This window comes from Peptococcaceae bacterium 1198_IL3148 (assembly GCA_036763105.1).
Lineage (GTDB): Bacteria > Bacillota > Desulfotomaculia > Desulfotomaculales > Desulfohalotomaculaceae > JBAIYS01.
The window spans coordinates 151,266-177,475 of the sequence record JBAIYS010000005.1 but is presented as its reverse complement, the minus strand read 5'-3'; the positions used below and the strand labels follow the sequence as shown (position 1 = coordinate 177,475).

Here is a 26,210-nt window from a genome sequence, read left to right as displayed (position 1 = left end):
CGGTCCCTATCCGTCGCAGGCGTAGGAAATTTGAGGAGATCTGACCCTAGTACGAGAGGACCGGGTTGGACGAACCGCTGGTGTACCAGTTATCTCGCCAGAGGTATAGCTGGGTAGCTATGTTCGGAAAGGATAAGCGCTGAAAGCATCTAAGCGCGAAGCCAACTTCAAGATGAGATTTCCCGTCAATAGAGTAAGACCCCTGGTAGACTACCAGGTAGATAGGCTGGATGTGTAAGCACAGCAATGTGTTGAGCTGACCAGTACTAATCGGTCGAGGGCTTGACCTTAAAGCTTTTCTTAAATCGCTGTTCAGTTTTGAAGGAACAATTATGATGTAACAACAAACAATGTAGGGGCCGATTTATCGCGCCCACAAACGAAACGTTGGTTGTTAGATTACACTGTTTTGCAATGTGCAAATGTTACTCTTTACGGGATCGATGAATCGAACCCCTACAAAAGGCTTTGCATGGAATGATGAATGTAAATTGAAAATAAGTTTTTCTGGTGGCTTTGCCGCAGAGGGTACACCCGTTCCCATACCGAACACGGAAGTTAAGCTCTGCAGGGCCGATGGTACTTGGGTTTATCCCTGGGAGAGTAGGTCGCCGCCAGAATTAATTTTTAAACCACTGGGTAGTTACCCAGTGGTTTTTTGCGTTATAAAGTGATAGGCTATCATAGCGGCCGAGGATATTCATCATTTGCTTTATGGATACCACGAAGGCTATGGGGATTTATTAATTAATATCTTTGAGCATGTGTTGACTGCGGCGGTGGGGTGTATGTTTGCAAATGGTAGTGTTACGAAAGTTACCCTTAATGTAATTCGGGCAATTAAAAGCTGTCAAATTGACAGCATTTTTACTTTACTATACTGGCCAGTGCCCATGTTAAGCACATTTATCAGGGCCACCAAGTTAGGATATTAAGAAAGTCTTAAGATTTATATTGACCGGATGTTAAGAATTACCCTTTATACTTGAGACAGTGTTAAGATAAAATATGCACTGGAAAGGGGGTTGGAACATGGATAACTATAATGTATTGGTGGTTGATGATGAAAAGGAAATTAGAGATGTAATTGAAATATACCTAAAAAATGAAGGGATCACAGTAATTAAAGCAAAGGATGGCGTTGATGCCATTGAAAAGCTACATGAACATGAAATCCATTTAATTATCTTAGATGTGATGATGCCCCGTTTGGATGGGATCGCTACCACTTTTAAAATCCGTGAGCAGAAAAACATTCCGATAATTATTCTCAGCGCTAAAATTGAAGATACCGATAAAATATTGGGACTGCAGGTGGGTGCCGATGATTATGTCACTAAACCCTTTAATCCTTTAGAGTTAATTGCGCGGGTAAAATCACAACTAAGAAGGTATGTAAAACTAGGCACCTATGACGGCATCGAGAAGGTGATTAATGTTAACGGCCTCACGCTGAATCAGTCGGCAAAGGAAGTCACCGCCCATGGAGAAGTGGTGAAGTTGACTGCCACAGAGTACAAAATACTGGAATTATTAATGATTAATGCTGGCCACGTGTTTTCTATTAATGAAATTTATGAACGGGTGTGGAAAGAACCAGGTTACAATGCAGAAAACACAGTGGCAGTACATATTCGAAAAATTAGGGAGAAAATTGAGATTGATCCTAAAAACCCAAGATATTTAAAGGTGGTATGGGGCATTGGATATAAAATTGAAAAATAAACTCATTATCGGCGCCTGGCTATTATTATTTACCTTTGGCTTAAGTGGTTTATTAACAGCCCTATCAAGCCAAAGTGAATACTTTAATGCTAGTTATTTTGAAACCCATTATTTTGAAAGCGATTATCAACGATTTATTACTTACTTAGGCATGTTTGAAATTAACTATCTACCCAAAGAACAGGTAAAGGAAAGAATCGAAGTTACCCCAGAGGAAATTAAAGAGCATCGCTATCGCTATGGAGATTTGGCAACCCAACGGGAAGATATAACTGCCCAATATCAACCGGAGATTGATGCCGCACTGCAAGCCCAAAACCAAGAACTGGCTGATATTTATATTGCTGAGCGGGATGCTAAGATCGCTGACATTACCGAGAACTTTAAAAGCGATGAGCATGTAAAACAAAAGGTTATCAAAGAAAAAGAGCAACAGATAGACGAATATTATAAAGAATTAGAGAAGATCCGCCCAGAGTATAACCGGCTAAAAATCCAGTTTAAGTACCATTTAAAGGATACTGACAATAATCAGCTTTACACCAATTTGGCTGCCAGTGAAAAGGATTTACTATCTAAGGGCAATGCTAAGGATATATTGTATAGTCGCAGTTATTCTGACAGACACGGTTATCTATCCGTTGGCAATAATTATCTAGGTTATGACCAGTTAATGCAGCCACTGATTGGGGATAGTGAGCGGATGTTAACTGGCACAATTGTAGTACCTAAATCTGCACCGGCAGCGGGCGCAGTGATGGCCAACTATCATGATTTTCAGCAAAGGCAAAAACTTTTCTTCATTCAATTGTCCTGTGCTGTGGTGGCTTTACTGTTAAGTCTTTATCTATATAAGAAAAAAACTATTATTGTACCGACAGATATCACTGAAAAATGGCAGCAATACTATAATCGACTACCAATAGATGTATGCATAGCTGGCTTACTGGGTTTTAGCTTGATCGCGTTAATGCGATTGCAGTATAGTTATGCATTTTATCTATATAATAATTTGTATACCTATATTGTCAATATACTATTAGACTTAATTGTTACCGCTATTTTTGTCACTTTAACTGTCATTCAGGCTAAACTGCTATATGATCGGGTAAAGGGTAGTCCTAATTCCAGCGCCCTTTGGCAAACTACATTAACCTACAGAATCTATCAATGGATGAGGGAAGCCTTTCTCATCCGTAGCATTGGTACCCAAGTATTATTGATTTTGGCGGTGGTATTTGGTTTTGGTGGCGGAGCCGCCGCGGTGTTGGTGGAACCTAAAATCATTATTATTTACGCACCAGCTTTTATAGTTATCGGTCTACCACTATTTATACTGATTATTAAACGTGCCGGTTATTTTAATCGCATTGTTGTTAGTACCAATCAGTTGGCCCAAGGCAATCTGGAACCAGATTTGCCGGTGACAGGCAAATCGCCATTGGCGGTGCTGGCAGGTAATATTAACAAGTTAAAGTATGGTGTAAAAACATCTAAAATTGAACAGGCCAAGAGCGAACGGTTAAAAACAGAACTCATTACTAATGTTAGCCATGATTTGCGCACACCGCTGACCTCTATTATTACCTACACCGAGTTGCTTAAAAAACCAGAAATAGCAGAGGAAGATCGGCAGGCTTACATTGAAATTATTGACCGCAAATCTAAACGTTTAAAAGTACTGATTGATGATTTGTTTGAAGCCTCTAAAATGGCCAGTGGCAGCATTGAGTTAGTTAAAGAAAAGGTGGATTTGGTGCAGCTACTACAGCAAGCGCTGGCAGAACACAATGAAAAAACCAGTGCATCGTCGTTGCAATTTAGAGTGACAATGCCCGAGCATCCGGTCTACGTTACAGTGGATGGGCAAAAAATGTGGCGGGTATATGATAACTTAATTGCTAACATTTTAAAATATGCCATGGAAAACACCCGGGTTTATATTACCATGACCGTTGCTCCGGACAAAGTGATAATTATTTTTAAGAATATAACTAAGTATGAACTGGGTGACGATGTCAATGAGCTGTTTGAAAGATGTAAGCGGGGTGATAAATCCCGGCAGACCGAAGGCTCCGGATTGGGACTGGCCATTGCTAAATCCATTGTGGATTTGCATAACGGCAGCTTAGAGATAGATGTGGATGGTGATTTGTTTAAAATAACGATAACATTACCGAGGGACTAATAAAGAGGACAGCAGTTATGCTGTCTTCTTTATTTAAATATATTTAGGGTGATAAAATATAATAGACAAAAGCTATTTTACTGGGAGGAAAATATGAAGTATGATTTTGAAACGGTGTTAAACAGAGTAAATACAGGCTCTACCAAGTGGGAACAGATGAAGGAATGGAATCCCAACCTATCAGAAAACATCGTGCCTTTCTCTGTTGCGGATATGGAAATTAAAAATCCACCGGAAATAATTGAGGGATTAAAAAAATATCTTGATTCTACAATCCTAGGTTATACTGTGCCGACAGAAAGCTACTATAAAGCTGTATGTGGATGGATGAAAAAAAGACATCATTGGGAAATAGAGCCTGAATGGATTGTTGGTACACCTGGGGTGGTAAGTGCCTTTTACTCAGCAATAAAGGCTTTTTCAGAACCAGGTGATGGCGTCATCATTATGCCCCCTGTTTATTATCCTTTTTTTAAAGCTGCGGCAAATGAAAACAGAAAAGTGGTGACAAGTCCACTGATAAATAATGGGTCAACCTATGTTATAGACTATGAGGATTTAGCAAAGAAAGCACAGCATCCCAATAATAAAATATTATTATTTTGTAGTCCCCATAATCCTGTGGGCAGAGTGTGGACAAAGGAAGAGTTGCACCGGGTAGGGGAAATTTGCTTAGAAAATAATGTGCTGATTATTTCTGATGAGATTCACTTTGACCTGGTAATGCCTGGCTATAAACATACTGTATTTGCCAGTCTTTCTGACGAGCTGGCAAATAATATGATAGTCTGTACTGCACCTAGCAAAACCTTTAACTTAGCAGGATTGCATACGTCTAATATTATCATCCCTAACAAAGAAATAAGGGAGAAGTATACTGAGTATATTATGTCTACCGGACTTTTTTCATTAAACATTCTGGGTTATAAAGCCTGTGAGTTAGCCTATACAGAATGTGAAGACTGGTTAAATCAATTAATAGTCCATATTCATAAAAACCATCTGGTACTTAAAAAGTATATTGAAGAAAATATGCCCATGATTAAGGTATATCCCCTTGAAGGAACTTACTTACAGTGGCTGGATTTTAATGCCCTGGGTTTAGATAATGATGAACTTGAGAAGCTAATGCACCAGGAAGCGCTGCTGTTCTTTGATGAAGGATATATATTTGGAGAAGAAGGTAATGGCTACGAGCGCATGAATATAGCATGCCCAACTAAAGTTATGCTGGAAGGGCTAGAAAGACTTGCTAAAACCATTAGGACCCGCTATTAGCGTTGCATCTATTTCCTTTATATGGTAGTATTTTTATATAACTAACGGCAAAAAGCTGAAAGGCGTTGGATTAAAGTGTCGATGGAAGCCTTAATTCCCAAGTTAAAACAAGTGCTACAAAACAGAAAAAATATAGCTGCGGTTTACATATTTGGCTCCTATGGCAGCAGCGAATATCAAACCGCATACAGTGATATAGATTTAGGTGTTATTTTTCTGCCAGATGTGCAGATCGGTTAGAGAGAGGAATTAGACATAATTGCTAGAGAACGTTATAAAGCTCCCAAAACCTATGCAGAAGCCTTTGTTATTTTAGTGGATCAGGGTATTTTACCTAAAGAAAAAGAAACAACCTTTATTAAAATGGCAAAGTTTCGTAACCGAATAGTTCATCTTTACCAAGAAGTGGATGACAGAGAAGTATATGCAATTATGAAAGAAAGTTTAGCTGACTCCCAAGCATTTGTTAGGGCAATAGTAAATAAAGTATTATAAATTAAGGCTAGTAAATCCTAAATTTACTAGCCTTTATGCATGCTACGGTATTCTTTTGCCACAATGGGGGCATTGGTTGTAAGCTCTAATTACTCCACAGGCTAATCTTTTGCCGGCATCGCCTGCTGGTTGCGAGCGGTAATCGTCTGGGTTTTGATGAATGATCACTGCTTTACCAATGGCCTCTTTGGGCTCGAATTTATTGGTCAAAAAACACATTTTTGCTTTACCGTTGTTAGAAAATAACACTGGAAAGTCTCCGGCATGATTGCCGTGGGGTTGGTTAGTGGGATTCCAATGGCCGCCGGCAGCTTGGAATGGATCATTGGGTGACCCCACTTCACATTTTCCAAACTGATGAATATGAAAACCATGGGGACCAATGGGTTGCTGATGGTTGGTGGCAGGCTGATATTTGGGCAAGCCGGTTACCTCGACACAAACCCAAGTGCCATCAGGTACCCGGTAAAAACGCACAATGCCTCTGATATTAGGTGCCAATGGACCTCCCTTTAAGTGTGCAATGGCTATAGGTATCATTTTGTTTTCCTCCAGTTCGGTATTGATAAATCATTTATTAACATATATATGTAAAAGAGTAGCAAAGTGCTAACTGCAAGCATACTTTTTAAACAGCCACTTTCTTTTTTTAACGTATTAAAGGATTTTATATCATAAACGTCGAATTGCGGAAATAATAAGATCATTGGGGGGATAGAAATGGAATACCAAGGCAAATTGAAACAACCTTTAAATGATCGGTTGTTTGAAGCGATACTAACGTTAGAAAATATAGATGATTGTTATCGTTTCTTTGAAGATATATGTACTGTTTCTGAACTACATGCATTGGCCCAACGATTGGAAGTGGCTAAAATGCTGCAAGCCAACCGCACTTACGGTGATATAGCGGCTAAAACCGGGGCCAGCACAGCCACCATCAGCCGAGTAAAACGCTGTTTAAATTACGGTGCCGATGGTTATAAGTTGGCGTTACAGCGTTTAGCGAAGCAGCAAAATGGTTCAGAAAAACCATTGGACGAACAGGAGAGATAGAAATGGCGTCACCTAGATTAGGCAGGCTACCCGATGGAGTAAGGGATTTGCAACCTGCAGAGGCTAAACGAAAAAGACAAATGGAACAAAGCTTTGCAGACCTGGTAGAAAAGTGGGGCTATCAAGAGGTGGTTACCCCCACCTTTGAGTACTTTGAAAATCTAACCTCAGGCACCAGCGATGATGATAAACTGTATAAATTCCTAGACCGTCAGGGTCATTTGATGGCCATGAGACCGGATATGACTCGTCCCATCGCCCGGTTGGTATCCACCAGGATGCGCAATGTGGATTTTCCTTTGCGTCTGTACTACTTGTCCCATGCTTTTAACTATGAGGAACCACTGGTGGGCAGACAGCGGGAAATCTATCAAGCGGGCGTAGAAATACTGGGTGCCTCCGGGCCAGCGGCTGATGCTGAGGCCATTGCGTTGGCCGTTGAAGCGATGCAAGTTTGTGGGTTGCAAGATTTCCGCTTAAGTCTGGGCCATGTCGGCCTGTTCCATTCACTGATGAAAGAATTTAATTTACCTGAAGCACAAGTGGAAACAATTAAAGCTGCGGTGGGCAATAAAGACTTTGTAAAGTTAACTGAACAGTTGTCAGCCACCGACCTGTCTCCGGCGGATCAAAGGCGGCTTACCAGTCTAATGTCATTGAGGGGTGGCCCCGAGGTGATAAATCAGGCTGCCCAGTTGTTGGATAATGAAGAAACCATGGCTGCGCTCAATAATTTGAAGCAAGTATATAATACCCTCACCAGCTATGGTGTCCAACATAAAGTGGCCATCGACTTGGGATTGCTGTTGAAATTGGATTATTACACTGGAGTGGTTTTTGAAGGATATACATTGTCCTTGGGCTTTCCCATTTGCGGTGGCGGTAGATATGACCATTTGCTAGGACACTTTGGTTCTAATTTACCGGCCACTGGCTTTGCCCTAAGCATTGATCAATTATTGGTGGCCAATGAAAAACAACAGGGTCCGGCAAAGGAAGATACCGTGGATGTGCTGGTGGCCTGGCAATCTGGCTTTTTATCTGCCGCAGTGAAAAAGGCCCAAACCCTTAGAGCCCAGGGTTTAAAGGTAAAATTAGCCCTTAGCGCCTCCACCCAAGAGCAAGCCGACGCTAAATCAACCGGCGTTGCTAAAGTTATTTTTATCAATGGCCAAGAATAGTAATATGTTATTGAATATACTGTCAAATTAATAGTACAACTAATTAAAAACTCCGAGCCTTTATGCCTAAGGTAAGTACTTATGTAAATACTAAGGTTTACTGGCCGTTAGGGTTAGTTTGGAAACGAGCTAGCCTCCCGTTTGGAAAGGAGCGAATAATTGTTGGTATCAGAGAAATTGGGCAAGTTGTTGGTCAGTTTTTGTCCCGGAGAAGCTGTGGGCCTATACAGCGAAGGGGAAGAGGCAATAAAGAATATTGCCTGTGCTTTGGGAGATTACAGCGATAGAGTTTTTGACATGTATTTAGAATTTTCTTCTTTTGCTGATCAAGGGTTGTTATTGAGAAAAGAGTATGGTCATGTAAAGGGTGCCATTGCGGTATCATTTTTCTATAAAAGTGATGTCAGGCTAAAAACTCAACGACAGAAAATTATTGACCTATTGCTCAAAAATTATTTACAGAGTTCTGTATATCCACGACCAGGAATATATGTAGTTAAAGACAAAAACAACAATTGTCAACTGATTTGTAAAAATAATTTAAATTTTGTGTTGACTAAGCGATTACAAAGGTACTAATATATATAGTAATACGAATCAAAAATATCATATTACTCCGATTCTACCAGTCTACGGCTTGAAGCTACGACTGTTAGGACGATAGGGTTTATTTGGGAAACCGATAAGCCTCCCGGTGTGGAAAGGAGTCAGTTGAACTTGGTGTTAAAGCCAAGGTGCTATTGCTATCCGCACCTTGGCTTTTATTGTTATTAATTTAATATTGCTCCGATTCTATCAGGCTAAGGCTTTGCTATGGCTGTTAGGACGATAGGGTTTATTGGGAAACCAATAAGCCTCCCGGTGTGGAAAGGGGCACAGTTGAACTTGGTGTTAAGCCAAGGTGCTGTTGTATCCGCACCTTGGCTTGTGTTTTTTTATACTATTCTTGGTTGGATAAAGGAGATGCTTTGATGAAAGTTTTGCCAGTGGAAGAAGCGGTGGGAACTGTACTGTGCCATGACATCACCCAAATAATCCCAGGTAAATTTAAAGGCCGAGCCTTTAAAAAGGGGCATATCATTCAGCCAGAGGACATACCCCGGTTACTGGATATTGGAAAAGAACACTTGTATGTGATGGATTTACGGGATGGAATGGTGCATGAAGATGAAGCTGCCCTTAGGATTGCCCGGGCGGCAGCGGGTGCTGGAGTAACCCTTGCCGAACCAAGCGAAGGCAAGGTAAGTCTTATTGCAGCCACAAAAGGATTATTAAAAATAAACGTTGAGGCATTATACCAAATTAATTCCATTGAAGACACTATGTTTGCCACTATACATAACAACCAAGTGGTTAACGAAGGTAAAAATTTGGCTGGCACCAGGATTATACCATTGGCCACTGCTAGCACTAATATTCAGAAAGTTGAGGAAATTTGTCGAATAAACTATCCAATTGTGGAGGTTAAGCCACTAAAGCCCTGTAAGGTGGGTGTGGTAACAACGGGCAGTGAAGTCTATCATGGGCGCATACAGGACAAGTTTGGCCCGGTTATTCGGCAAAAAATGCAGCAATGGGGCAGTGAAGTGATTGGACAAACGTTGGTTTCAGACAGTGTAGAAATGATTGTGACGGCCATAAATAATTTTTTAGCGGCCGGTGTCGAAGTGATCACCGTTACCGGCGGCATGTCTGTGGACCCTGATGATGTGTCTCCGGCAGGAATTAGGGCGGCTGGTGGAGAGATTGTCACTTACGGTGCACCCACTTTACCGGGAGCGATGTTTATGCTGGCTTACATTGGCGATGTGCCCATCCTGGGGTTACCCGGCTGTGTGATGTATCACCGTTCCAGCATTTTTGACTTAGTGATGCCACGGCTATTGGCAGGGGAAAAGCTAACCCGGCGTGATATTGCTCTGTTTGCCCATGGCGGTCTTTGCTCTACCTGTAAGGAATGCCGCTATCCCGATTGTGCCTTCGGCAAAGGAAGCTAAAGTTTACATTTTTTTAAGGTCAGCGACCTTGAAAATAAAATATATGTTAAGGAGGCTAAACTGGTGATTAACAAATCTATTATGCTTAACGGTGCGGTAAAGACGGTAGTTGTTGAACCCAATGCAACGCTGGCCGACGTTATCCGCAACCAACTGGGACTTACCGGAACTAAAATTGGCTGCAATAAAGGCCAATGCGGGGCTTGTTCGGTAATTATGGACGGAAAAGTTATCCGCTCATGTGTCACCCTGATGAAAAGAGTTCCTGACGGGGCTAACATTACCACCATTGAAGGTATTGGCACCCCTGACGACTTGCACGCCATTCAATTGGCTTGGGCAGTACATGGCGGAGCCCAGTGTGGATTCTGCAGTCCTGGTTTTATCGTTTCAGCCAAGGGATTGTTGGACACCAACCCAAACCCCACCAGGGAAGATGTGCGGGATTGGTTCCAAAAGCACCGCAATGCTTGCCGTTGTACCGGTTACAAACCGCTGGTGGATGCAGTAATGGATGCTGCTCGGGTGCTGCGGGGCGAAATTACAAAGAAAGACCTAGCCTATAAATTGCCAGAGGACAATAGGATTAAAGGTGGCAACTATCCACGTCCCAGTGCCATTGCTAAAGTTACAGGTGCCTTAGATTACGGCGCAGATCACCTGCACAAATTGCCAGAAAACACTTTGAAATTGGCTTTAGTCCAAGCCAAAGTATCCCATGCCAATATTCTTTCCATAGACACCACTGAAGCAGAAGCTATGCCAGGTGTATTTAAAGTAGTTACCCACAAAGACGTTAAGGGCAAGAACCGCATTACCGGTTTAATCACCTTCCCCAGCAACAAAGGGGATGGTTGGGATAGACCAATCCTTTGTGATACCAAAGTATTCCAATATGGTGATGCCATTGCCATTGTTTGTGCCGACACCGAAGCCCATGCCAAGGCGGCTGCAGAAAAGGTGAAGGTGGAACTGGAAGAACTGCCGACCTATATGAGCGCTCCAGCAGCCATGGCCGATGATGCCATTGAAATTCACCCAGGAACACCAAACGTTTACTTTGAACAAAAGACTGTTAAAGGTGAAGATACTAAAGCAATTTTCGAAAAGGCCGCTGTGGTGGTAGAGGATGATTTTTATACCAGCCGTCAACCTCACTTGCCAATAGAGCCGGATTGCGGTTTTGCCTACTATGATGATGAAGGTCGCTTGGTAATTCATTCCAAGAGTATTGGCTTGCATTTGCACGCTGCCATGATTGCTCCCGGTATGGGAATTGAACCGGAAAAATTGGTGATGGTACAGAACCCGGCTGGAGGTACCTTTGGTTACAAATTTAGCCCCACTAACGAGGCACTGTTAGGGATTGCTTGCATGGCTACCCAAAGACCGGTTTACTTAAACTTTGATATGTATCAGCAAATTACCTATACTGGTAAGCGGTCTCCCTTCTGGACCCACTTAAGATATGCTGCTGATCAGGATGGTAAGTTGTTGGGTATGGAATACGATTTTTCTGTGGACCATGGCCCTTACTCAGAATTTGGTGACCTGTTGACACTGCGGGGTAACCAATATATTGCTGCCGGTTATGATATTCCCAATATTCGCGGTATCGGTCGCACAGTATGTACCAACCATGCTTGGGGTGCTGCCTTTAGGGGTTATGGAGCACCGGAAAGCGAATTCCCATCTGAGGTACTGATGGATGAATTGGCAGAAAAACTTGGTATTGACCCACTGGAGCTGCGTTATAAGAACGTTTACCGTCCAGGAGCCACCACCCCAACCGGTTGTGAACCGGATGTTTACAGCCTGCCGGAAATGTTAGACAAAATGCGTCCATTATATAAAGAGGCATTGGCCCGGGCAGAGAAAGAGTCCACCGCTGATAAAAAACGTGGCGTTGGTATCGCCATTGGTGTCTACGGTTGTGGCTTGGACGGCGCCGACAGTGCCGAAGTTCGGGTAGAGCTGACCCCAGAGGGAGTAACTCTTTACGCCACTTGGCATGACCATGGTCAAGGTGCCGATATGGGTTGTGTTGTTACCTCCCATGAAGTATTAAGGGAAATTGGTTTAAAGCCAGATCAAATTAAGTTGGTATTGAACGATACTTCAAAATGTCCAAACGGTGGTCCAGCCGGCGGCAGTCGTTCCCAAGTAGCCGTTGGTAACGCCATTAAGAATGCATGCGAAGCACTGGTGGCAGCCATGAAGAAAGCAGATGGCAGTTACAGAACCTACGATGAAATGGTGGCGGAAAACATTCCGGTGAGTTATACTGGTAAATTTACTGCCCCATGCACAGATTGTGACGAAAATGCCCAAGGCAATCCTTTCCCAACTTATATGTATGGTGTATTCATGGCTGAAGTGGAAGTTGATATTAATACCGGTAAAACCCAGGTATTAAAACTAACCTGCGTGGCCGATGTGGGTACTGTAATGAACAAACTGGTGGTGGACGGTCAAATTTATGGTGGTATGACTCAAGCCCTTGGTTTTGCCTTATCTGAAGACTTTGAGGATTTGAATAAGCACACCACGTTACAGAACTGCGGTTTACCATACATTAAAGATGTACCAGATAATATGGAAATCATTTATGTGGAAACTCCACGGCCATTGGGTCCCTTTGGCGCCTCCGGCGTTGGGGAAATGCCGCTGACCAGTCCTCACGCTGCCATAATTAACGCCATTTATCGGGCTTGCGGTGTGAGAATTACCGAGTTGCCAGCGTTACCAGAAAAAGTGTTGGCTGGGTTAAAAGCAAAAGCAGCTAACTAACTTATCTATCAGGGAGCGAGCCTTTTCAGGCTCGCCCCTAACCCATCAATAATTGAAACGGGTGATCAGGTATGGAACAAAGAGAATTAAGGGAATGGGAAAACAAGTGTATCCAAGAGCACCCTCCTGCCTGTACCGCTACTTGTCCGGTACATGTCGATGTCCGTAGTTTTACCGCCGCCGTGGCTAAAGAGGATTTTCATGCAGCCACCACCATATTGCAAAAGAAAATACCCTTCCCCAGAATTGTGGTCAATATTTGTGACCGCCCCTGTGAAAACCACTGCAAGCGGCAGCAAGCGGGGGAGCCGTTATCCATTGGTGAATTAGAAAAATTTTGTGTTAACAATGATTATTTAACCGCGCCCAAAGCAACACCCCTACCAAAAAGGAACAAACGGGTGGCAGTGATTGGCGGTGGTTTAAGCGGACTTACAGCCGCATATGACTTGGCTAAGAAGGGGTATGCAGTTGTAATTTTTGAAGCCTTGGCGGTGTTGGGTGGTAAAGTATGGTCATACTTGGGCAATGTATTGACGGAACAAATGATCAATGCCGATTTGGCTGTGTTGAATAAAATGAATATCGACTTAAGACTTAATACCAGCTTGGGAAAAGATGTTTTTTTACCGGAATTAATTAATGAATACGATGCCATTTACCTTGGTTTGGGTAACCAAAAAGCTCTTGCCTTAGATTTACAAGTGGACGACTTTACTTTAGCGACCCAGCATGCAGGAGTATTTGCCGGTGGTAGCATGATTGACGCTGGGTCAAGGTATTCTTCCATTCTGTCGGTGGCATGGGGACGCAAAGCTGCCACTTCCATTGACCGCCACATCCAGAGGGTGTCGTTAACTGCGGGACGTACCAATGAGGGCCCTTACCAAACCCGTCTCTATACCAATACTAAAGGGATAACGCCGTTACCCAAGGTGCCCATGAAGGATATGGACGGTTACAATAAGGCAGAAGCAGTGGCAGAGGCAAGAAGGTGCTTACAGTGTCAATGTCTGGAATGTGTTAAAGGCTGTGCTTTTTTGGACCATTACAATGGCTATCCCAAAAAATATGTGCGAGAAATATATAATAATGAATCCATTGTTATGGGTTTGCACTATGCCAATAAAATGATTAACTCTTGTAATTTATGTGGATTGTGTGCCACTGTTTGTCCAAATGACTTTGATATGGGAACCCTATGCAGAAATGCCCGTTACAACATGGTGCAGCGGGGCAAAATGCCACCGTCAGCCTTTGATTTTCCCCTGCGGGATTTAAAGTTTAACAACAGCAAAAAATTTGCATTAAATAGAAATCAGCCGGGGATGGAGACCAGTAAATATGCCCTTTTTCCAGGCTGTCAACTCAGTGCCTCTTCCCCTGAGCAGGTGATAAAGGTTTATGGGTACCTGCAACAAAAACTAACTGGCGGTGTCGGGATGATGTTGCGGTGCTGTGGAGTGCCAGCGGACTGGGCTGGTGAACAGCAACTGTTTCAGACGTTGCTAAAGGAAATAGAAGATCAGTGGCAGGCACTGGGTTGTCCGCAAATTATTGCCGCCTGTCCCACCTGCTATAAAACAATCAAAGAAAATCTGCCCCAGGTGAAGTTGCTATCGTTGTGGGAAGTGCTGGACCAAATTGGGTTGCCAGAACAAAACAAAAATGGTAATTTGTTAAAATTAGCACTGCACGATCCCTGTGCCACCAGGGAGCAACCACAAATTCATCAAAGTGTACGCAACTTGGCTGAAAAACTCGGTTGTGAAATAGAGGAACTGGCATATAATCGGGAACAGACTAAATGCTGCGGTTACGGTGGCTTAATGTATGCCTCTAACCCACCTTTAACAAATAAGGTGATTGACAGTTGCATTAATGAAAGCAACAGTGATTATTTAACTTACTGTGCCATGTGTCGAGATTTCTTTATTTCCCAAGGCAAAAAAACCTATCACCTGTTGGACTTAATCTATCCCGAAAATATAGATGACAACAATGAAGCGGTGGATTATTCTATGAGGCGGGAAAACAGAACGCTGTTGAAACAAAAACTATTGGCTATTTATTGGGGAGAAAAAATGGAACAAATGGCTAGTTACGAAAAAATAAAACTTTATATTGATGAAGACGTGCAGCAACTTATACGCCAAAGATTTATACTGAAGGAAGATATTCAAAAAACCATTGAATCAGCGGAGAAAAGTGGCGAGAAATTTATCAACCCTGATACCGGCAGATTTTTGGCAGGACATAGAAATGAAAACATTACCTATTGGGTTGAATATGCTGCTAACAATGATGGATTTAGAATTTACAATGCATATTGCCATCGCATGCACCTAGGTTAGGATGTGAATTTATGAGCTATAGACCGATAGAAAATACTAACACCCCTTGGCGCTGTGCCAAATGTAATTGCCAGTTAGAATTGGGTAAGGTTAACGTCAGTTACCTGGGGGGCTCTTTTCCGGTGGAACTACTGAAATGCCCTCAATGTGGATTGGTGCTAATCACCGAAGACTTGGCGTTGGGTAAAATGGCCGAAGTGGAAAGAAGTTTGGAGGATAAATAATGGCCAAGGAAAGCTGTCGGATATACGAAAGCGAAACCATTCAGCAGGTTACCGGTAGCACCGTAAGGCCCGGCGGGTTTACGCTTACCGATCGGGCGATGACCATCTGTGCTTTTCCAGCCGGGGCAAAGCTATTGGATGTCGGTTGTGGCAACGGCGCCACAGTGGAACGCCTAATCAATCAATACCACCTACAAGTGGTGGGCATAGATCCCTCTCCAGTAATGCTGGCCAGCGGCAAAAAGCGAAATGCCAACTTGCCGATATTTGAGGGCACTGGAGAATGCCTAAACTTTAATGACAGTGAAATGGACGGTGTCATCGCTGAATGCACGCTGTCACTTATGTCCGACCTACAGCTTTGTTTAAAGCAAGTGCACCGGGTGTTAAAGCCCCAGGGTAAATTAATCGTCTCGGATATATACATCAGAAGCGAGGACATCAGCGTCCATTGGCATGATGATGCCAGCACTTGTCTGAGCGGTGCCAAGCAAAGGTCTGCCTGGTTAAAGCTGATGACCGATGCAGGCTTTAAAATAGAGCTTTGGCAAGACCATACCCAATTGTTAAAAGAGTTGATGGTACATTTAATTTTTACCCACGGCTCAATGAATGAATTTTGGTGCCAAATGTTGGGGGGCTGCCAGCGAGCCCAAAAAATACAAAATACATTGCAACAAGTAAAACTAGGATACTTTTTACTTATTGCTACCAAAGAGGAAGGGGATAGCCATGGCGGACACAACCTTTCGCATGTTTGAACTGGCTCAGCAGGGGCTTAAATGTAGTCAAATTTTATTACAACTGGGTCTGGAACTGCAGGGAAAGGATAACCCTGATTTAATCCGGGCTAGCAGTGGTTTAGCCGGGGGATTGGGTTTTACCGGCAGAATCTGTGGGGCACTGACCGGTGGGGTATGTTTGCTCAGCCTGTATGCCGCTGACAATCCTAGGTTATACCTAATGATAGATGAATTGGTGGCTTGGTTTGAGCAGCAACACCCAAGTATTAACTGCTATGATATTATTGGTGATGATCCCAAGCAGAAACAAGATATTGCCAAATGTGGGGCTATCGTAGCCTTAACCTTTGATAAAGTGAAAGAGATTTTAGAGCAACAAGACATTAGTTTGACCGGTGATGGCAATGATTAAAGATAAGGGGGAAATCATCGAAACCATCGAAAGTCTTTGCCCCCACTGCCTACAGAAGTTAACAGCCTATAAAGTGCTGCGGGGGCAAAATGTATATATGGAAAAAGCTTGCCCGAAACACGGTTTTTTTCAAGTGGTGCTGTGGCGGGGGCAACCGGAATATCAATCTTGGAAACGTCCTAAAATTCCCTCTGCCCCAAAAGTGTGCTTTACCGAGGTGGATAAAGGGTGCCCCTTTGACTGTGGTTTATGTGCAGACCATCGACAGCACACCTGCACCGCTTTATTGGAAGTGACCCACCGCTGTAATTTAAACTGTAGTTTTTGCTTTGCCGATGCCAGCCCCGACCAAAGGGATGATCCGGACATAACGGTCATTAAGGGGTGGTATCAGAAATTATTGGCTGCCGGTGGACCGTACAACGTGCAAATTTCCGGTGGCGAACCCACTGTACGAAATGACTTGGCGCCAATAGTGGCCATGGGACGGCAAATGGGCTTTAATTTTATCCAACTAAATACCAATGGTCTTCGCTTGGCCCAGGACAAAAATTATATTAAAGAATTAAGGGCAGCTGGTCTGGCCTCTATTTTTTTACAATTTGACGGTACTAAAGACAGCATTTATCAAGCATTAAGGGGGCGCCAGCTTTTGGCCGAGAAAATTACTGCCATAGAAAATTGCCTTGCCGAAAACATTGGCGTGGTGTTAGTACCAACGCTGGTGCCAGGGGTTAACACCGACAATATTGGTGACATTATTCGCTTTGCCCTGGAGTATGCCCCCGGTGTCAGGGGAGTGCATTTCCAACCGGTCAGTTATTTCGGCCGCTATCCAGAACCACCAAAGGATGAGCAGCGCATCACCATACCAGAGGTAATTAGTAGTATTTGTGAGCAAACGGCGGGATTGACAGCGCCAGATAATTTTCTACCGCCGGGGTGCGAAAATGCTCTCTGTTCATTTCACGGCAACTTTGTGTTAATGCCCGACGGCCAACTGATGTGTTGGTCAAAAAACAAATCCAGTTGTTGCGGTAGCAGTATTGAGATGGCGGCAGAGGGTTCTAAAAAGGCGCGGCAATTTGTGTCTAAATATTGGTCTTACCCAGAGGTAAAGATTAACAAACCAATTGATTTTGGCGGCTGGGATGTATTTCTGCAGCGGGTAAAGACTCATTCCTTTACCATCTCAGGAATGGCCTTTCAAGATGTATGGAACCTAGATATAGAACGGGTGCGGGATTGTTGCATTCACATCGTCAGCCCCCAAGGTGATATCATTCCTTTTTGTGCCTATAATTTGACAGCTAGCAATGGCAACAGTTTATATAGGGGGAAACAAGATGGAGATAACTCCGTTGGACAGCTGGATTCAAAAAAAAATCGGGTGTAGTGAATTAACCCGGGAAGCAATTAACCATTACCAATTAAAGCAATTGAACCAAACCATTGCCCTGGCAAGGGAAAAAAGTAATTATTATCGACAAAAACTAAATCAACTAAATACCTTTCCTTTAAAACAGCTAAGTGATATCACCAATTTGCCCATTACCCCAAGCGATGACCTTAAGCGCAACCCCTACGATTTTTTGTGTGTATCCCAAAGTGAAATTAGCCGGGTGGTATCGCTACAAAGTTCGGGTACCACTGGCACCAGTAAGCGAATATATTTTACTGCTGCTGACCAGCAACTGACCATTGATTTTTTTCACCACGGCATGTCGACATTGGTGGCGCCGGGAGATCGGGTGTTGATTATGTTGCCAGGGGAAAGACCCGGCAGCGTGGGGGACTTACTAAAGAAAGCGCTGGCTAGATTTGAAGTTACCGCAGTGTTGCACGGGCCACTCCAAGATGTCAATGGTACTTTAGAGATTTTGCATCGGGAGAGCATTAACTCCATCGTGGGCATTCCGGTGCAAGTGTTGGCATTGGCCAGATCTAGTGAAATTATGCAACCGCTACAATTGAAAAGTGTATTATTAAGCACTGATTATGTGCCAGCCACCATTGTTCAAGAACTGCAGCGAATTTGGCAATGCCAAGTGTACAACCACTATGGCATGACGGAAATGGGCTTGGGCGGCGGTGTGGAATGTGCTGCCCGAAACGGGTACCATTTGCGGGAAGCGGATTTATATTTTGAAATTATTGATCCCGATAGCGGCCAGCCAGTTGCCCCCGGCGAGGTGGGAGAAGTGGCCTTTACCACGTTGACCAGAGTGGGGATGCCCCTGATTCGCTACGCCACCGGAGATATGGCTAGGTTTATCCCTGAGCGTTGTCCCTGTGGCTCGGTGTTGTTGCGGATGGGTAAAGTGACCGGGCGCTTAACCAATGTGGTTACATTGGCACCAAATCAACAGTTGACCATGTCCCAACTGGATGAAATAATCTTTACAATTAAAGAAATTGTGGATTTCCGGGTTAACATTACCGCGGCAGGAGAGGTTACTAAATTAAATCTGGAAGTAAAAACATTACCTGGTTCAAATGTCCAAAGAACCAAAGGGTTAATTAGGGAACTGTTGCTTAAAGTTACTCCAGTGGCAAATGCTATTGCCAGTGGTACTTTGCAATTGGGTACAGTTAATTTTATAGAAACTAATTGGATAAGTAATGGTACTATTAAAAGGACCTTTAATGATTTAAGGGAAGGAGATAAATAATGGCTAACATCTATCAAAGCATCATGCAGCTATTAAATGAGGGTGAAAAGTTTGCGCTGGCTACAATACTAAGCAATGTTGGTTCCTCCCCCCGTACCGCCGGCAGCAAAATGATTGTACGACAGGATGGAACCATTATTGGCACCATTGGCGGCGGCCTTTTGGAGGCCAAAGTACAGCGTCAGGCAGCCCAGGTAATTGCAGACGGCAACCCAGTGGTGCAGAGTTTTAATCTTAGGGGAGCCGACGTTGATCAAATGGATATGATCTGTGGCGGTCAGATTGAAGTGCTTATTGAATGCATGGATGGTCAAAATGACCATCTTAAAGACACCTACAGCCAATTATTAGTTTGTCAACAAAACCGTCAAAGGGCGGTGCTGGTGACCAAGTATTATGACAGCACCAACGACCAAATTATTAATCAACATTTATTACTACAACCAGGGAATGCCGAACAGCAACTGTTGCCTAGCGAAGCTGTGGAAACGGTGTTTAATGTCAGTAAGGGGCGGTATCCCCAGGTGTTGACCTTTAACAATGATAAATATTTGGTGGATCCCATCTACAATGCCAATACACTTTATATCTTTGGTGCTGGGCATGTGTCCCAAAAATTATGTGCGGTGGCGTCAATGGTTGATTTTGCCACGGTGGTTTTAGATGACCGAGCAGAGTTTGCCAATCGGGACAGATTTGCCACCGCTGATCAGGTGTTGGTGATACCGTCCTTTGAACAGCCCTTTAACAATTTAGCCATTGACAAAGATAGTTTTATTGTCATCGTCACCAGGGGTCACGCCCATGATAAAACTGTATTGCAGCAGGCGTTATCCACCCGGGCTGGTTACATTGGCATGATTGGTAGCAAAAGAAAACGGGATGCCATTTATAGTGCCTTGATGAACGAAGGAATTACCCAAGATGATTTAGCTCGGGTTTATTCGCCCATCGGTTTAGAAATTGCTGCCGAAACACCGGAAGAAATTGCCGTCAGCATTGTGGCTGAATTAATCAAGGTTAGGGCGGCATTAAAGTGATGACTGGTAAAGTAGTTGCTATATTGTTGGCAGCAGGTTTTTCCAGTCGGATGCACTCCTTTAAACCACTGTTACCCCTAGGGGGTGGCCGAGTAATTGAAAAACCCATTCAAACGTTGATGCAAGCAGGCATTAAAGATATTCGGGTGGTTGTGGGCCATAATGCAGATGCCCTTCGGGCACTATTAAAGGATTACAATGTTAGGGTAATCTATAACGAGCAGTATGCAACGGGAATGTTTTCATCAATAACCGCCGGGGTCAGTGGCTTAGAAAAAGATGTGGCAGCTTTTTTCATTTGGCCGGCGGATATTCCCTTGGTACAGGTTAAAACCATCCAAAGAATGTTGCACACTTATAAAGGTGGCCAAGCAGAAATAATTTATCCTTGCTATCGGGGTGTTAGGGGACACCCGCCCTTAATATCAGCCAAGTATAAAAAGCAAATATTAGCTTGGCCCGGTTCAGGGGGCCTAAGGGTTTTACTGAACTGCTTTGTATCCAAATCGGTGGATCTAGCGGTACCGGATAAAGGTGTTACCTTAGATATGGATACAGAGGGTGATTACGACCAAATAATTTCTTGTTATTATAGCAAACAATCACCCACCACCGCAGAGTGCATGGAAATACTTAATAAATTTTGTGTGTCCTCTAAAGTTATCAACCATGGGGTGGTTGTGGCGCAATTAGCCAGTCATTTAGCCAATCAACTTAACCAAGCCGGTTGTCATTTGGATATAGACTTAATAAACGCTGCTGCCCTGCTGCATGACGTTGCAAAGGGACAGCCAAACCATGCCGATACAGGGGCGAAAATTATCAAGCGGTTGGGATATGACGAAGTGGCCGCAATAGTGGCTTGTCACAATGATATAGAATTATATGCAGATGATTTTCTAACTGAAGCAGAAATTGTTTACTTGGCGGATAAATTGGTCAAAGGAGACCGGGTGGTTTCTTTGGAAGAGAGATTTAAAGAAGCGAAGGAAAGGTATGCCCACAGTCCCGAAATAATGGCCCAAATACTAATCCGACAGCAAAGGGCAGTGACCATTGACCGACGCATTAAAGACATATTGAGTAATGGGAAGGTTGAAACATGGAACATCGGTTAATCTACTTAGTGCGGCATGGAGAAATTCAGGGTGTTGGTAAGAAGTGTTTTATTGGTCAAACAGATCTGCCCCTCAGCAACGAGGGCATCAAACAGGCGTATTTTTTACAAAGGGAATTATGTTGTATGCCAATATCGGGAATATTTTGTAGTGATTTGAAGCGGACTTTAAATACTGCTCAAATTGTGGCGGCTAAAGGAAATATTGCTATTACACCACTAAAGGAACTGCGCGAAATAGATTTAGGACAGTGGGAAGGTAAATCCTTTGAAGAGGTCCGCAGATTATATCCCCGGGAATTTAAAAAACGAGGCGAGGATATGGTCAACTATCGTCCCAGTGGTGGTGAGAGCTTTAGTGACCTCAGAGACCGGGTAATGAAGGCTTTCAATAATATTTGTCAAAATACCAAGGGGAACATAATAATTGTTGGTCATGCCGGAGTAAACAGAGTGATATTATGCAGTTTAATGGACATTCCCCTTAACAAAATGTTTACGCTGTGCCAGGATTATGGTTGCTTAAACATCATTGCCCAAGGAAACTTTGGTTTTAAAGTTAGGTTATTAAATAAAATTTATCGCATATTACCCAAATAAGACAACTTTTAAATACTATTATTTTTATAGTAAGCAAAAAGGATTTTGAACATTTATATAGAACTAAATATTTATAAAATTTAACATACTTTATATCTCCGAGCCATATTACCTACGGTTTGTACTATGGTGCTATGGCCGATAGGGTTAACTGGGAAACAGGTTAGCCTCCCCTTTGGAAAGGAGAAGTTTTCCCGGGCTTTTGTAAATATGAAGGCTGGTTAATGTTGCTTTTTTAAAGGGGTATTAACCAGCCTTTTTGTTTTAACAAAAATGTAGAGTGGGGTGACTTAATGTTAAAGGAATATGTCAATGAGCCTTTTTTAAATTTTGCTGACCAGCAAGTGGCTGAGAACTTTAAACAATCCTTGGCATCTGTGGAAGAGCAACTGGGTAAAGAGTACCCGCTAATTATTAATGGCATAGAGGTCTACACCGAAAAGAAAATAACATCAATTAACCCTGCCCATAAAGAGCAAATTGTTGGTTTTGCTTGTCAAGCAACGGTAAAAGAAGCCCAAATGGCTTTAGACATTGCTGAAGAGGCCTTTACCAGTTGGTCTAAAATACCACCTCAGGACCGGGCCAAGTGTTTGATTAAAGCCGCTGCCATATTAAGAAGAAGGAAAAATGAATTCTCCAGTTGGTTAGTGTATGAAGCGGGTAAAAACTGGGCAGAAGCAGATGCTGATACTGCCGAAGCCATTGATTTTCTCGAATATTACGGACGTGAAATATACAGATTATCTGAACCTCAACCCCTTACTCGCATAGCCGGAGAAGATAATGAACTGGTGTATATTCCCTTAGGGGTTGGCGTGGTAATTCCACCATGGAACTTCCCGCTGGCCATTATGGCAGGAATGACGATGGCGGCGGTGGTGGCTGGTAACACAGTGGTGCTTAAACCGGCAAGTAACACCCCGGTGGTGGCCGCTAAATTTATGGAAGTACTTAATGAAGCTGGCATACCCCAGGGAGTTGTTAACTATTTGCCCGGCAGTGGTGGGGAAATTGGTGATTATTTAGTCAGCAGTCCCCAAATCAGCTTTGTTAATTTTACCGGCTCCAAAGAAGTTGGCTTGAGAATTAACGAATTGGCTGCTAAAGTTGTTCCTGGTCAAAAATGCATTAAGCGTGTCATTGCAGAAATGGGTGGCAAGGATGCCATTGTTGTTGACAGCAGTGCCGATTTGGAGGACGCTGCCACTAACATTGTCAACTCTGCCTTTGGATTCCAAGGCCAAAAATGTTCGGCTTGCTCCCGAGCAATTATTGTGGAGGATGTTTATGATCAGGTGGTCAGCCTAGTGGTAGAAAAAACCCGTCAATTGAGTGTTGGGCCTGCTGTCAATAATCATCCGGTGGGACCGGTAATTGACCAGGCTTCCTTAAACAGGATTAAGACTTATTTGGAAATCGGCAAGCAGGAAGGGAAACTACTATTGGGCGGAGAGACAATGGAAAGCTTGGGTGGTTTTTATGTTCAACCCACAATCTTTGCAGAGGTGTCCCCCTATGCTGTTATTGCCCAGCAAGAAATTTTTGGCCCAGTGCTGGCAATAATCAAAGCCCAGAACTTTGATCAAGCAATTGATATAGCCAATGACACTGAATATGGATTGACTGGTTCAGTTTTTGCTAAAGACCGCTTGAAATTGATTAAAGCTAAAGAGTTTCACGTTGGCAACCTATACTTTAACCGCAAATGTACCGGCGCTTTAGTGGGCGTCCATCCCTTTGGCGGCTTTAAAATGTCTGGCACCGACAGCAAGGCCGGTGGCAAAGATTACCTACAATTATTTATGCAACCGAAATTGATATCTGAAAAGTTTTAAACTTAAAAGATAAACGCGCCTGTGCCCCTGGGTTTCCAGGGGCGTTTTTTACACACTAACCACCATAACCGTTTACTCTAACAATGATGGCAGCCAGTGCCAAAAGGACACAGGTAACCATTAACATGACATCTTGGGGCAAAATACTCTGCTGTTTAAAGTAAGTGCGCTGGCCGCTGCCATAGCCACGGGTTTCCATAGCCATGGCCAACTTATCAGCCTTTTGTAATGAAATAATCACCAGCGGCAAAGCCACCGGGAAATAGGATTTTATTTTCACCATTGGGTTGCCACCATCCACTTGGCAACACCGAGAAGCCTGGGCTTCTTTAACTTTGGTAATCTCGGTCAAAAATACTGGGATAAAACGCAGGGCGGTCATAAACATAAACACATAATCATAAGGTAGTTTCAGTTTATCGGTCAGTATCAACACGATATCTTTAAATTGAGTGGTGGCTAAAAACACCAAAAAGCTTAGCACCACTGCCATCATCCTCAGTCCCATGCTAACGCCTAGAATTACTGCTTCACTATATATTGGCAAGTGCTGCCCTGGCAGCAAATAAAACAGCACCGGACCATGCCGCCAAAACACCAACTGTAGTAGCATTAAAATAAAGGCGAAGACGGATAATCCTTTAATTATTGGTAGCAATTTTGGCAATATACCAGCCACCGTTGCCACCATCAGTACTGACATTAAAACTGCCAGTAAATAATAACCGTCGGTAAACACTAATGCAATTAGCATTACCGCCACCAGCCAAACCAATTTGGTCAGCGGATTTAGTTGATGCACTTTGGAGTTGCCGGCAATGTATTCAATTGCTGAGGCCATTGTGTTCACCCCTTCGGGAGTTTAATGCTGTACTAACCTGCTCAACGGTCAACAAATTTTCTAACCCGCCCGCCAGTCCCTGGGCCAATCTAACGATGGGGGGTAACTCTAGCAGCGTTTGGGCCAGCAACTGAGGTTGGGCAAATGCTTGTTGCACCGAGCCATCAATTAAAACTTCACCGCCGCAAAGGGCTATTATCCGCTGGGCGTATTGCGCCACCAGTGACATATCGTGGGTGATAATGATAATGGTATGTCCGGCCAAATTTAGTTGGCGCACAATTTCCATTATTTGAGTACTTTCTCGATAATCCTGGCCGGTGGTGGGTTCATCCAGCACAATCACTGGGGGACGCATGGCCAGTACCGAGGCTAAAGCCACCCGCTGTCGTTGTCCTCTGCTGAGGTCGAAGGGATAGGTTTGCCCTTCTGCCAACAAGCCCACCGATTCCAGGGCATTGGTCACCCGAGTGGCAATTTCACTGGCTGCCAGGCCGATGTTTTTTAAACCAAAGGCCACTTCCTTTTCCACCCGATCGTGAAAAATTTGATGGTCGGGGTTTTGAAATACAAATCCCACCTGGCGTGCCAGCACAGAGGTTTTGCTGCTGGTTACGTCAATATCACCGATAATTACCTGACCAGCCGTTGGTTTTAACAAACCGTTCAAATGTTTAACTAGCGTTGTTTTGCCAGCGCCATTTTGTCCCACCAAGGCAACGAACTCGCCGGCATTGATGGTTAGGTTAACGTTATTTAAAATTTGGTCAGTGCCATTATAACTGTAGCAAAGATCTTTAATTTTAATTATCGGTTTACCCATGGTAAAATACCTCATTAATTATTTTTATTCCTTCGGCTACGGTAATTGGTTGCAGATGACTTAATCCCAGTTGGTGAGCTAAATCTAAGATCTGTGGTGGCTGCACCCCCAACTGGGTGAGTTTTTTGATATCAGAGAACACCTGGCGTGGGGAATCGTCCATCTGAATACGCCCGCCGTTCATCACCAAAATTCGACTGGCGTAGCGAGCCAGAAACTCGGTTTTTTGTTCCACCACAATGATGGTAATGTGCTGCCGTTGATTTAATTCCTTTAGCACCTGAAAAATTTCCTTAGTGCCGATGGGGTCCAGTTCTGAGGTGGGTTCATCCAGAATCAGCACTTCGGGTTTTAATGCCAGCACCGCTGCAATGGCCAACCGTTGTTTTTGACCTCCGGACAGTGCTGCGGTATCGCAGTGGCGCAAGTTGTTGATACCAGTCAATCGTAGCGCTTCGGTAATTCTTTCATTTATAATGGCTGGTTCTACCCCCAAGTTTTCTAAACCAAAGGCCAATTCCTGTTCTACATCCATGGCTACAATTTGCGCCTCTGGGTCATCAAATACACTACCCACAATCCGCGCAATTTTTGCTAGGGATATTTCACTGATAGATTGGCCCAGTAGTAACACTTGGCCAGCCAGCACACCGTTTTGATAATGGGGAATAATGCCGTTTAAACATTTAACCAGGGTACTTTTACCGGCCCCGGTGGGACCGGTGATGCCAATAAATTCTCCTTGTTTGATGCTTAAATTTAACCCATTAATGGCTGGGATACCGTTTTTATTGTAGTTGAAAGACAAATTATTCACTTGATAAACTATCATGCTT

25 protein-coding genes, 2 rRNA genes and 4 riboswitches are annotated in these 26,210 nt (G+C 43.5%); of the genes, 23 read left to right on the top strand and 4 right to left on the bottom strand.

Translation table 11 applies throughout. From position 1 onward, the window contains the following. The 8 genes from V6C27_07050 to V6C27_07015 form a co-directional block, all read left to right on the top strand. A 23S ribosomal RNA gene (locus tag V6C27_07050) occupies positions 1-290 on the top strand; the annotation flags it as partial. Between the two features lie 216 nt (positions 291-506). Beyond that, a 5S ribosomal RNA gene (gene rrf / locus V6C27_07045) occupies positions 507-620 on the top strand. Positions 621-680: 60 nt separating this feature from the next. Next, positions 681-935, top strand: coding sequence for a DUF6179 domain-containing protein (locus tag V6C27_07040; protein MEG6616183.1), 255 nt, complete (start codon positions 681-683; stop codon positions 933-935). A 97-nt stretch (positions 936-1,032) separates the two neighbouring features. Beyond that, on the top strand, positions 1,033-1,725 hold the full coding sequence (locus V6C27_07035; GenBank protein MEG6616182.1) for a response regulator transcription factor: 693 nt from the start codon (positions 1,033-1,035) through the stop codon (positions 1,723-1,725). Beyond that, positions 1,703-3,913 (top strand): histidine kinase dimerization/phospho-acceptor domain-containing protein, encoded by a 2,211-nt coding sequence (locus V6C27_07030; protein ID MEG6616181.1) that lies wholly within the window; start codon positions 1,703-1,705, stop codon positions 3,911-3,913. The genes V6C27_07035 and V6C27_07030 overlap by 23 nt, the downstream gene beginning before the upstream one ends. A gap of 93 nt (positions 3,914-4,006) precedes the next feature. Continuing rightward, positions 4,007-5,191 (top strand): MalY/PatB family protein, encoded by a 1,185-nt coding sequence (locus V6C27_07025; protein MEG6616180.1) that lies wholly within the window; start codon positions 4,007-4,009, stop codon positions 5,189-5,191. 81 nt (positions 5,192-5,272) lie between these two features. Continuing rightward, entirely contained in the window at positions 5,273-5,431 is a 159-nt protein-coding gene (locus V6C27_07020) for a nucleotidyltransferase domain-containing protein (protein MEG6616179.1), read from the top strand. A gap of 15 nt (positions 5,432-5,446) precedes the next feature. Continuing rightward, on the top strand, positions 5,447-5,686 hold the full coding sequence (locus tag V6C27_07015) for a HepT-like ribonuclease domain-containing protein (protein ID MEG6616178.1): 240 nt from the start codon (positions 5,447-5,449) through the stop codon (positions 5,684-5,686). Positions 5,687-5,728: 42 nt separating this feature from the next. Here V6C27_07015 and V6C27_07010 read toward each other — a convergent pair whose 3' ends face one another. Continuing rightward, positions 5,729-6,226: a superoxide dismutase family protein gene (locus V6C27_07010; protein ID MEG6616177.1), complete on the bottom strand. Its 498-nt coding sequence runs from the start codon at positions 6,224-6,226 to the stop codon at positions 5,729-5,731. 180 nt (positions 6,227-6,406) lie between these two features. Between V6C27_07010 and V6C27_07005 the strand changes: the two genes are divergently transcribed. From V6C27_07005 to pruA, 15 genes are all read left to right on the top strand, one after another. Then, positions 6,407-6,742, top strand: a complete 336-nt coding sequence (locus V6C27_07005) for a YerC/YecD family TrpR-related protein (protein MEG6616176.1) — start codon at positions 6,407-6,409, stop codon at positions 6,740-6,742. Positions 6,743-6,744: 2 nt separating this feature from the next. Then, complete coding sequence (gene hisZ, locus V6C27_07000; protein ID MEG6616175.1) at positions 6,745-7,923, top strand: ATP phosphoribosyltransferase regulatory subunit; 1,179 nt, start codon at positions 6,745-6,747, stop codon at positions 7,921-7,923. A gap of 38 nt (positions 7,924-7,961) precedes the next feature. Continuing rightward, positions 7,962-8,091, top strand: a riboswitch (molybdenum cofactor riboswitch). Further along, on the top strand, positions 8,083-8,502 hold the full coding sequence (locus V6C27_06995) for a hypothetical protein (protein MEG6616174.1): 420 nt from the start codon (positions 8,083-8,085) through the stop codon (positions 8,500-8,502). (Overlaps the previous riboswitch by 9 nt.) A 23-nt stretch (positions 8,503-8,525) precedes the next feature. After that, a riboswitch (molybdenum cofactor riboswitch) is annotated at positions 8,526-8,646 on the top strand. Positions 8,647-8,695: 49 nt separating this feature from the next. After that, positions 8,696-8,813: riboswitch (molybdenum cofactor riboswitch) on the top strand. 81 nt (positions 8,814-8,894) lie between these two features. Beyond that, complete coding sequence (locus tag V6C27_06990; protein MEG6616173.1) at positions 8,895-9,920, top strand: molybdopterin-binding protein; 1,026 nt, start codon at positions 8,895-8,897, stop codon at positions 9,918-9,920. Between the two features lie 63 nt (positions 9,921-9,983). Next, positions 9,984-12,710: a molybdopterin cofactor-binding domain-containing protein gene (locus tag V6C27_06985; protein MEG6616172.1), complete on the top strand. Its 2,727-nt coding sequence runs from the start codon at positions 9,984-9,986 to the stop codon at positions 12,708-12,710. A 71-nt stretch (positions 12,711-12,781) separates the two neighbouring features. Then, positions 12,782-15,064, top strand: a complete 2,283-nt coding sequence (locus V6C27_06980; GenBank protein MEG6616171.1) for an FAD-dependent oxidoreductase — start codon at positions 12,782-12,784, stop codon at positions 15,062-15,064. A gap of 11 nt (positions 15,065-15,075) precedes the next feature. Further along, positions 15,076-15,288 carry a CLJU_RS11820 family redox protein gene (locus V6C27_06975; GenBank protein ID MEG6616170.1) on the top strand — a complete coding sequence of 71 codons (213 nt, stop codon included), beginning with the start codon at positions 15,076-15,078 and terminating at the stop codon, positions 15,286-15,288. After that, positions 15,288-16,049, top strand: a complete 762-nt coding sequence (locus V6C27_06970) for a class I SAM-dependent methyltransferase (protein ID MEG6616169.1) — start codon at positions 15,288-15,290, stop codon at positions 16,047-16,049. The genes V6C27_06975 and V6C27_06970 overlap by 1 nt, the downstream gene beginning before the upstream one ends. After that, complete coding sequence (locus V6C27_06965) at positions 16,021-16,443, top strand: C-GCAxxG-C-C family protein (GenBank protein ID MEG6616168.1); 423 nt, start codon at positions 16,021-16,023, stop codon at positions 16,441-16,443. The genes V6C27_06970 and V6C27_06965 overlap by 29 nt, the downstream gene beginning before the upstream one ends. Further along, on the top strand, positions 16,430-17,839 hold the full coding sequence (gene trsS, locus V6C27_06960) for a radical SAM (seleno)protein TrsS (protein ID MEG6616167.1): 1,410 nt from the start codon (positions 16,430-16,432) through the stop codon (positions 17,837-17,839). The genes V6C27_06965 and trsS overlap by 14 nt, the downstream gene beginning before the upstream one ends. Next, complete coding sequence (locus V6C27_06955; protein MEG6616166.1) at positions 17,790-19,115, top strand: AMP-binding protein; 1,326 nt, start codon at positions 17,790-17,792, stop codon at positions 19,113-19,115. The genes trsS and V6C27_06955 overlap by 50 nt, the downstream gene beginning before the upstream one ends. After that, entirely contained in the window at positions 19,115-20,155 is a 1,041-nt protein-coding gene (locus V6C27_06950) for an XdhC family protein (protein ID MEG6616165.1), read from the top strand. Before V6C27_06955 ends, V6C27_06950 begins: the two co-directional genes overlap by 1 nt. Beyond that, positions 20,155-21,273, top strand: a complete 1,119-nt coding sequence (locus V6C27_06945; GenBank protein ID MEG6616164.1) for an NTP transferase domain-containing protein — start codon at positions 20,155-20,157, stop codon at positions 21,271-21,273. The genes V6C27_06950 and V6C27_06945 overlap by 1 nt, the downstream gene beginning before the upstream one ends. Beyond that, the gene (gene cobC, locus V6C27_06940; GenBank protein MEG6616163.1) at positions 21,258-21,872 is read left to right on the top strand and encodes an alpha-ribazole phosphatase; all 615 of its coding nucleotides are present in this window, start codon (positions 21,258-21,260) and stop codon (positions 21,870-21,872) included. The genes V6C27_06945 and cobC overlap by 16 nt, the downstream gene beginning before the upstream one ends. A gap of 84 nt (positions 21,873-21,956) precedes the next feature. Then, positions 21,957-22,074, top strand: a riboswitch (molybdenum cofactor riboswitch). Between the two features lie 91 nt (positions 22,075-22,165). Then, positions 22,166-23,710, top strand: coding sequence for an L-glutamate gamma-semialdehyde dehydrogenase (pruA, locus tag V6C27_06935; protein ID MEG6616162.1), 1,545 nt, complete (start codon positions 22,166-22,168; stop codon positions 23,708-23,710). A 55-nt stretch (positions 23,711-23,765) separates the two neighbouring features. Here the strand turns inward: pruA and V6C27_06930 are convergent, their stop codons facing one another. Genes V6C27_06930 through V6C27_06920 form a run of 3 tightly spaced genes read right to left on the bottom strand, consistent with a single transcriptional unit; the run spans position 23,766 to position 26,206 of the window. Beyond that, on the bottom strand, positions 23,766-24,551 hold the full coding sequence (locus V6C27_06930; GenBank protein MEG6616161.1) for an energy-coupling factor transporter transmembrane component T: 786 nt from the start codon (positions 24,549-24,551) through the stop codon (positions 23,766-23,768). After that, on the bottom strand, positions 24,535-25,374 hold the full coding sequence (locus V6C27_06925) for an ABC transporter ATP-binding protein (GenBank protein MEG6616160.1): 840 nt from the start codon (positions 25,372-25,374) through the stop codon (positions 24,535-24,537). Before V6C27_06925 ends, V6C27_06930 begins: the two co-directional genes overlap by 17 nt. Next, positions 25,367-26,206 carry an ABC transporter ATP-binding protein gene (locus V6C27_06920; protein MEG6616159.1) on the bottom strand — a complete coding sequence of 280 codons (840 nt, stop codon included), beginning with the start codon at positions 26,204-26,206 and terminating at the stop codon, positions 25,367-25,369. The genes V6C27_06925 and V6C27_06920 overlap by 8 nt, the downstream gene beginning before the upstream one ends. Positions 26,207-26,210: the final 4 nt, after the last annotated feature.

Excerpts from the sequence above, each read along its gene's own strand:
- V6C27_06925 (MEG6616160.1), bottom strand. The coding sequence starts at position 25,374 with ATGGGTAAACCGATAATTAAAATTAAAGATCTTTGCTACAGTTATAAT.
- trsS (MEG6616167.1), top strand. The coding sequence starts at position 16,430 with ATGGCAATGATTAAAGATAAGGGGGAAATCATCGAAACCATCGAAAGT.
- V6C27_07010 (MEG6616177.1), bottom strand. The coding sequence starts at position 6,226 with ATGATACCTATAGCCATTGCACACTTAAAGGGAGGTCCATTGGCACCT.
- V6C27_06975 (MEG6616170.1), top strand. The coding sequence starts at position 15,076 with ATGAGCTATAGACCGATAGAAAATACTAACACCCCTTGGCGCTGTGCC.
- V6C27_06990 (MEG6616173.1), top strand. The coding sequence starts at position 8,895 with ATGAAAGTTTTGCCAGTGGAAGAAGCGGTGGGAACTGTACTGTGCCAT.
- V6C27_07025 (MEG6616180.1), top strand. The coding sequence starts at position 4,007 with ATGAAGTATGATTTTGAAACGGTGTTAAACAGAGTAAATACAGGCTCT.
- pruA (MEG6616162.1), top strand. The coding sequence starts at position 22,166 with ATGTTAAAGGAATATGTCAATGAGCCTTTTTTAAATTTTGCTGACCAG.
- V6C27_06980 (MEG6616171.1), top strand. The coding sequence starts at position 12,782 with ATGGAACAAAGAGAATTAAGGGAATGGGAAAACAAGTGTATCCAAGAG.
- V6C27_06970 (MEG6616169.1), top strand. The coding sequence starts at position 15,288 with ATGGCCAAGGAAAGCTGTCGGATATACGAAAGCGAAACCATTCAGCAG.
- V6C27_06950 (MEG6616165.1), top strand. The coding sequence starts at position 19,115 with ATGGCTAACATCTATCAAAGCATCATGCAGCTATTAAATGAGGGTGAA.
- cobC (MEG6616163.1), top strand. The coding sequence starts at position 21,258 with ATGGAACATCGGTTAATCTACTTAGTGCGGCATGGAGAAATTCAGGGT.
- hisZ (MEG6616175.1), top strand. The coding sequence starts at position 6,745 with ATGGCGTCACCTAGATTAGGCAGGCTACCCGATGGAGTAAGGGATTTG.
- V6C27_06930 (MEG6616161.1), bottom strand. The coding sequence starts at position 24,551 with ATGGCCTCAGCAATTGAATACATTGCCGGCAACTCCAAAGTGCATCAA.
- V6C27_06945 (MEG6616164.1), top strand. The coding sequence starts at position 20,155 with ATGACTGGTAAAGTAGTTGCTATATTGTTGGCAGCAGGTTTTTCCAGT.
- V6C27_07005 (MEG6616176.1), top strand. The coding sequence starts at position 6,407 with ATGGAATACCAAGGCAAATTGAAACAACCTTTAAATGATCGGTTGTTT.
- V6C27_06920 (MEG6616159.1), bottom strand. The coding sequence starts at position 26,206 with ATGATAGTTTATCAAGTGAATAATTTGTCTTTCAACTACAATAAAAAC.
- V6C27_07035 (MEG6616182.1), top strand. The coding sequence starts at position 1,033 with ATGGATAACTATAATGTATTGGTGGTTGATGATGAAAAGGAAATTAGA.
- V6C27_06955 (MEG6616166.1), top strand. The coding sequence starts at position 17,790 with ATGGAGATAACTCCGTTGGACAGCTGGATTCAAAAAAAAATCGGGTGT.
- V6C27_06965 (MEG6616168.1), top strand. The coding sequence starts at position 16,021 with ATGGCGGACACAACCTTTCGCATGTTTGAACTGGCTCAGCAGGGGCTT.
- V6C27_07020 (MEG6616179.1), top strand. The coding sequence starts at position 5,273 with ATGGAAGCCTTAATTCCCAAGTTAAAACAAGTGCTACAAAACAGAAAA.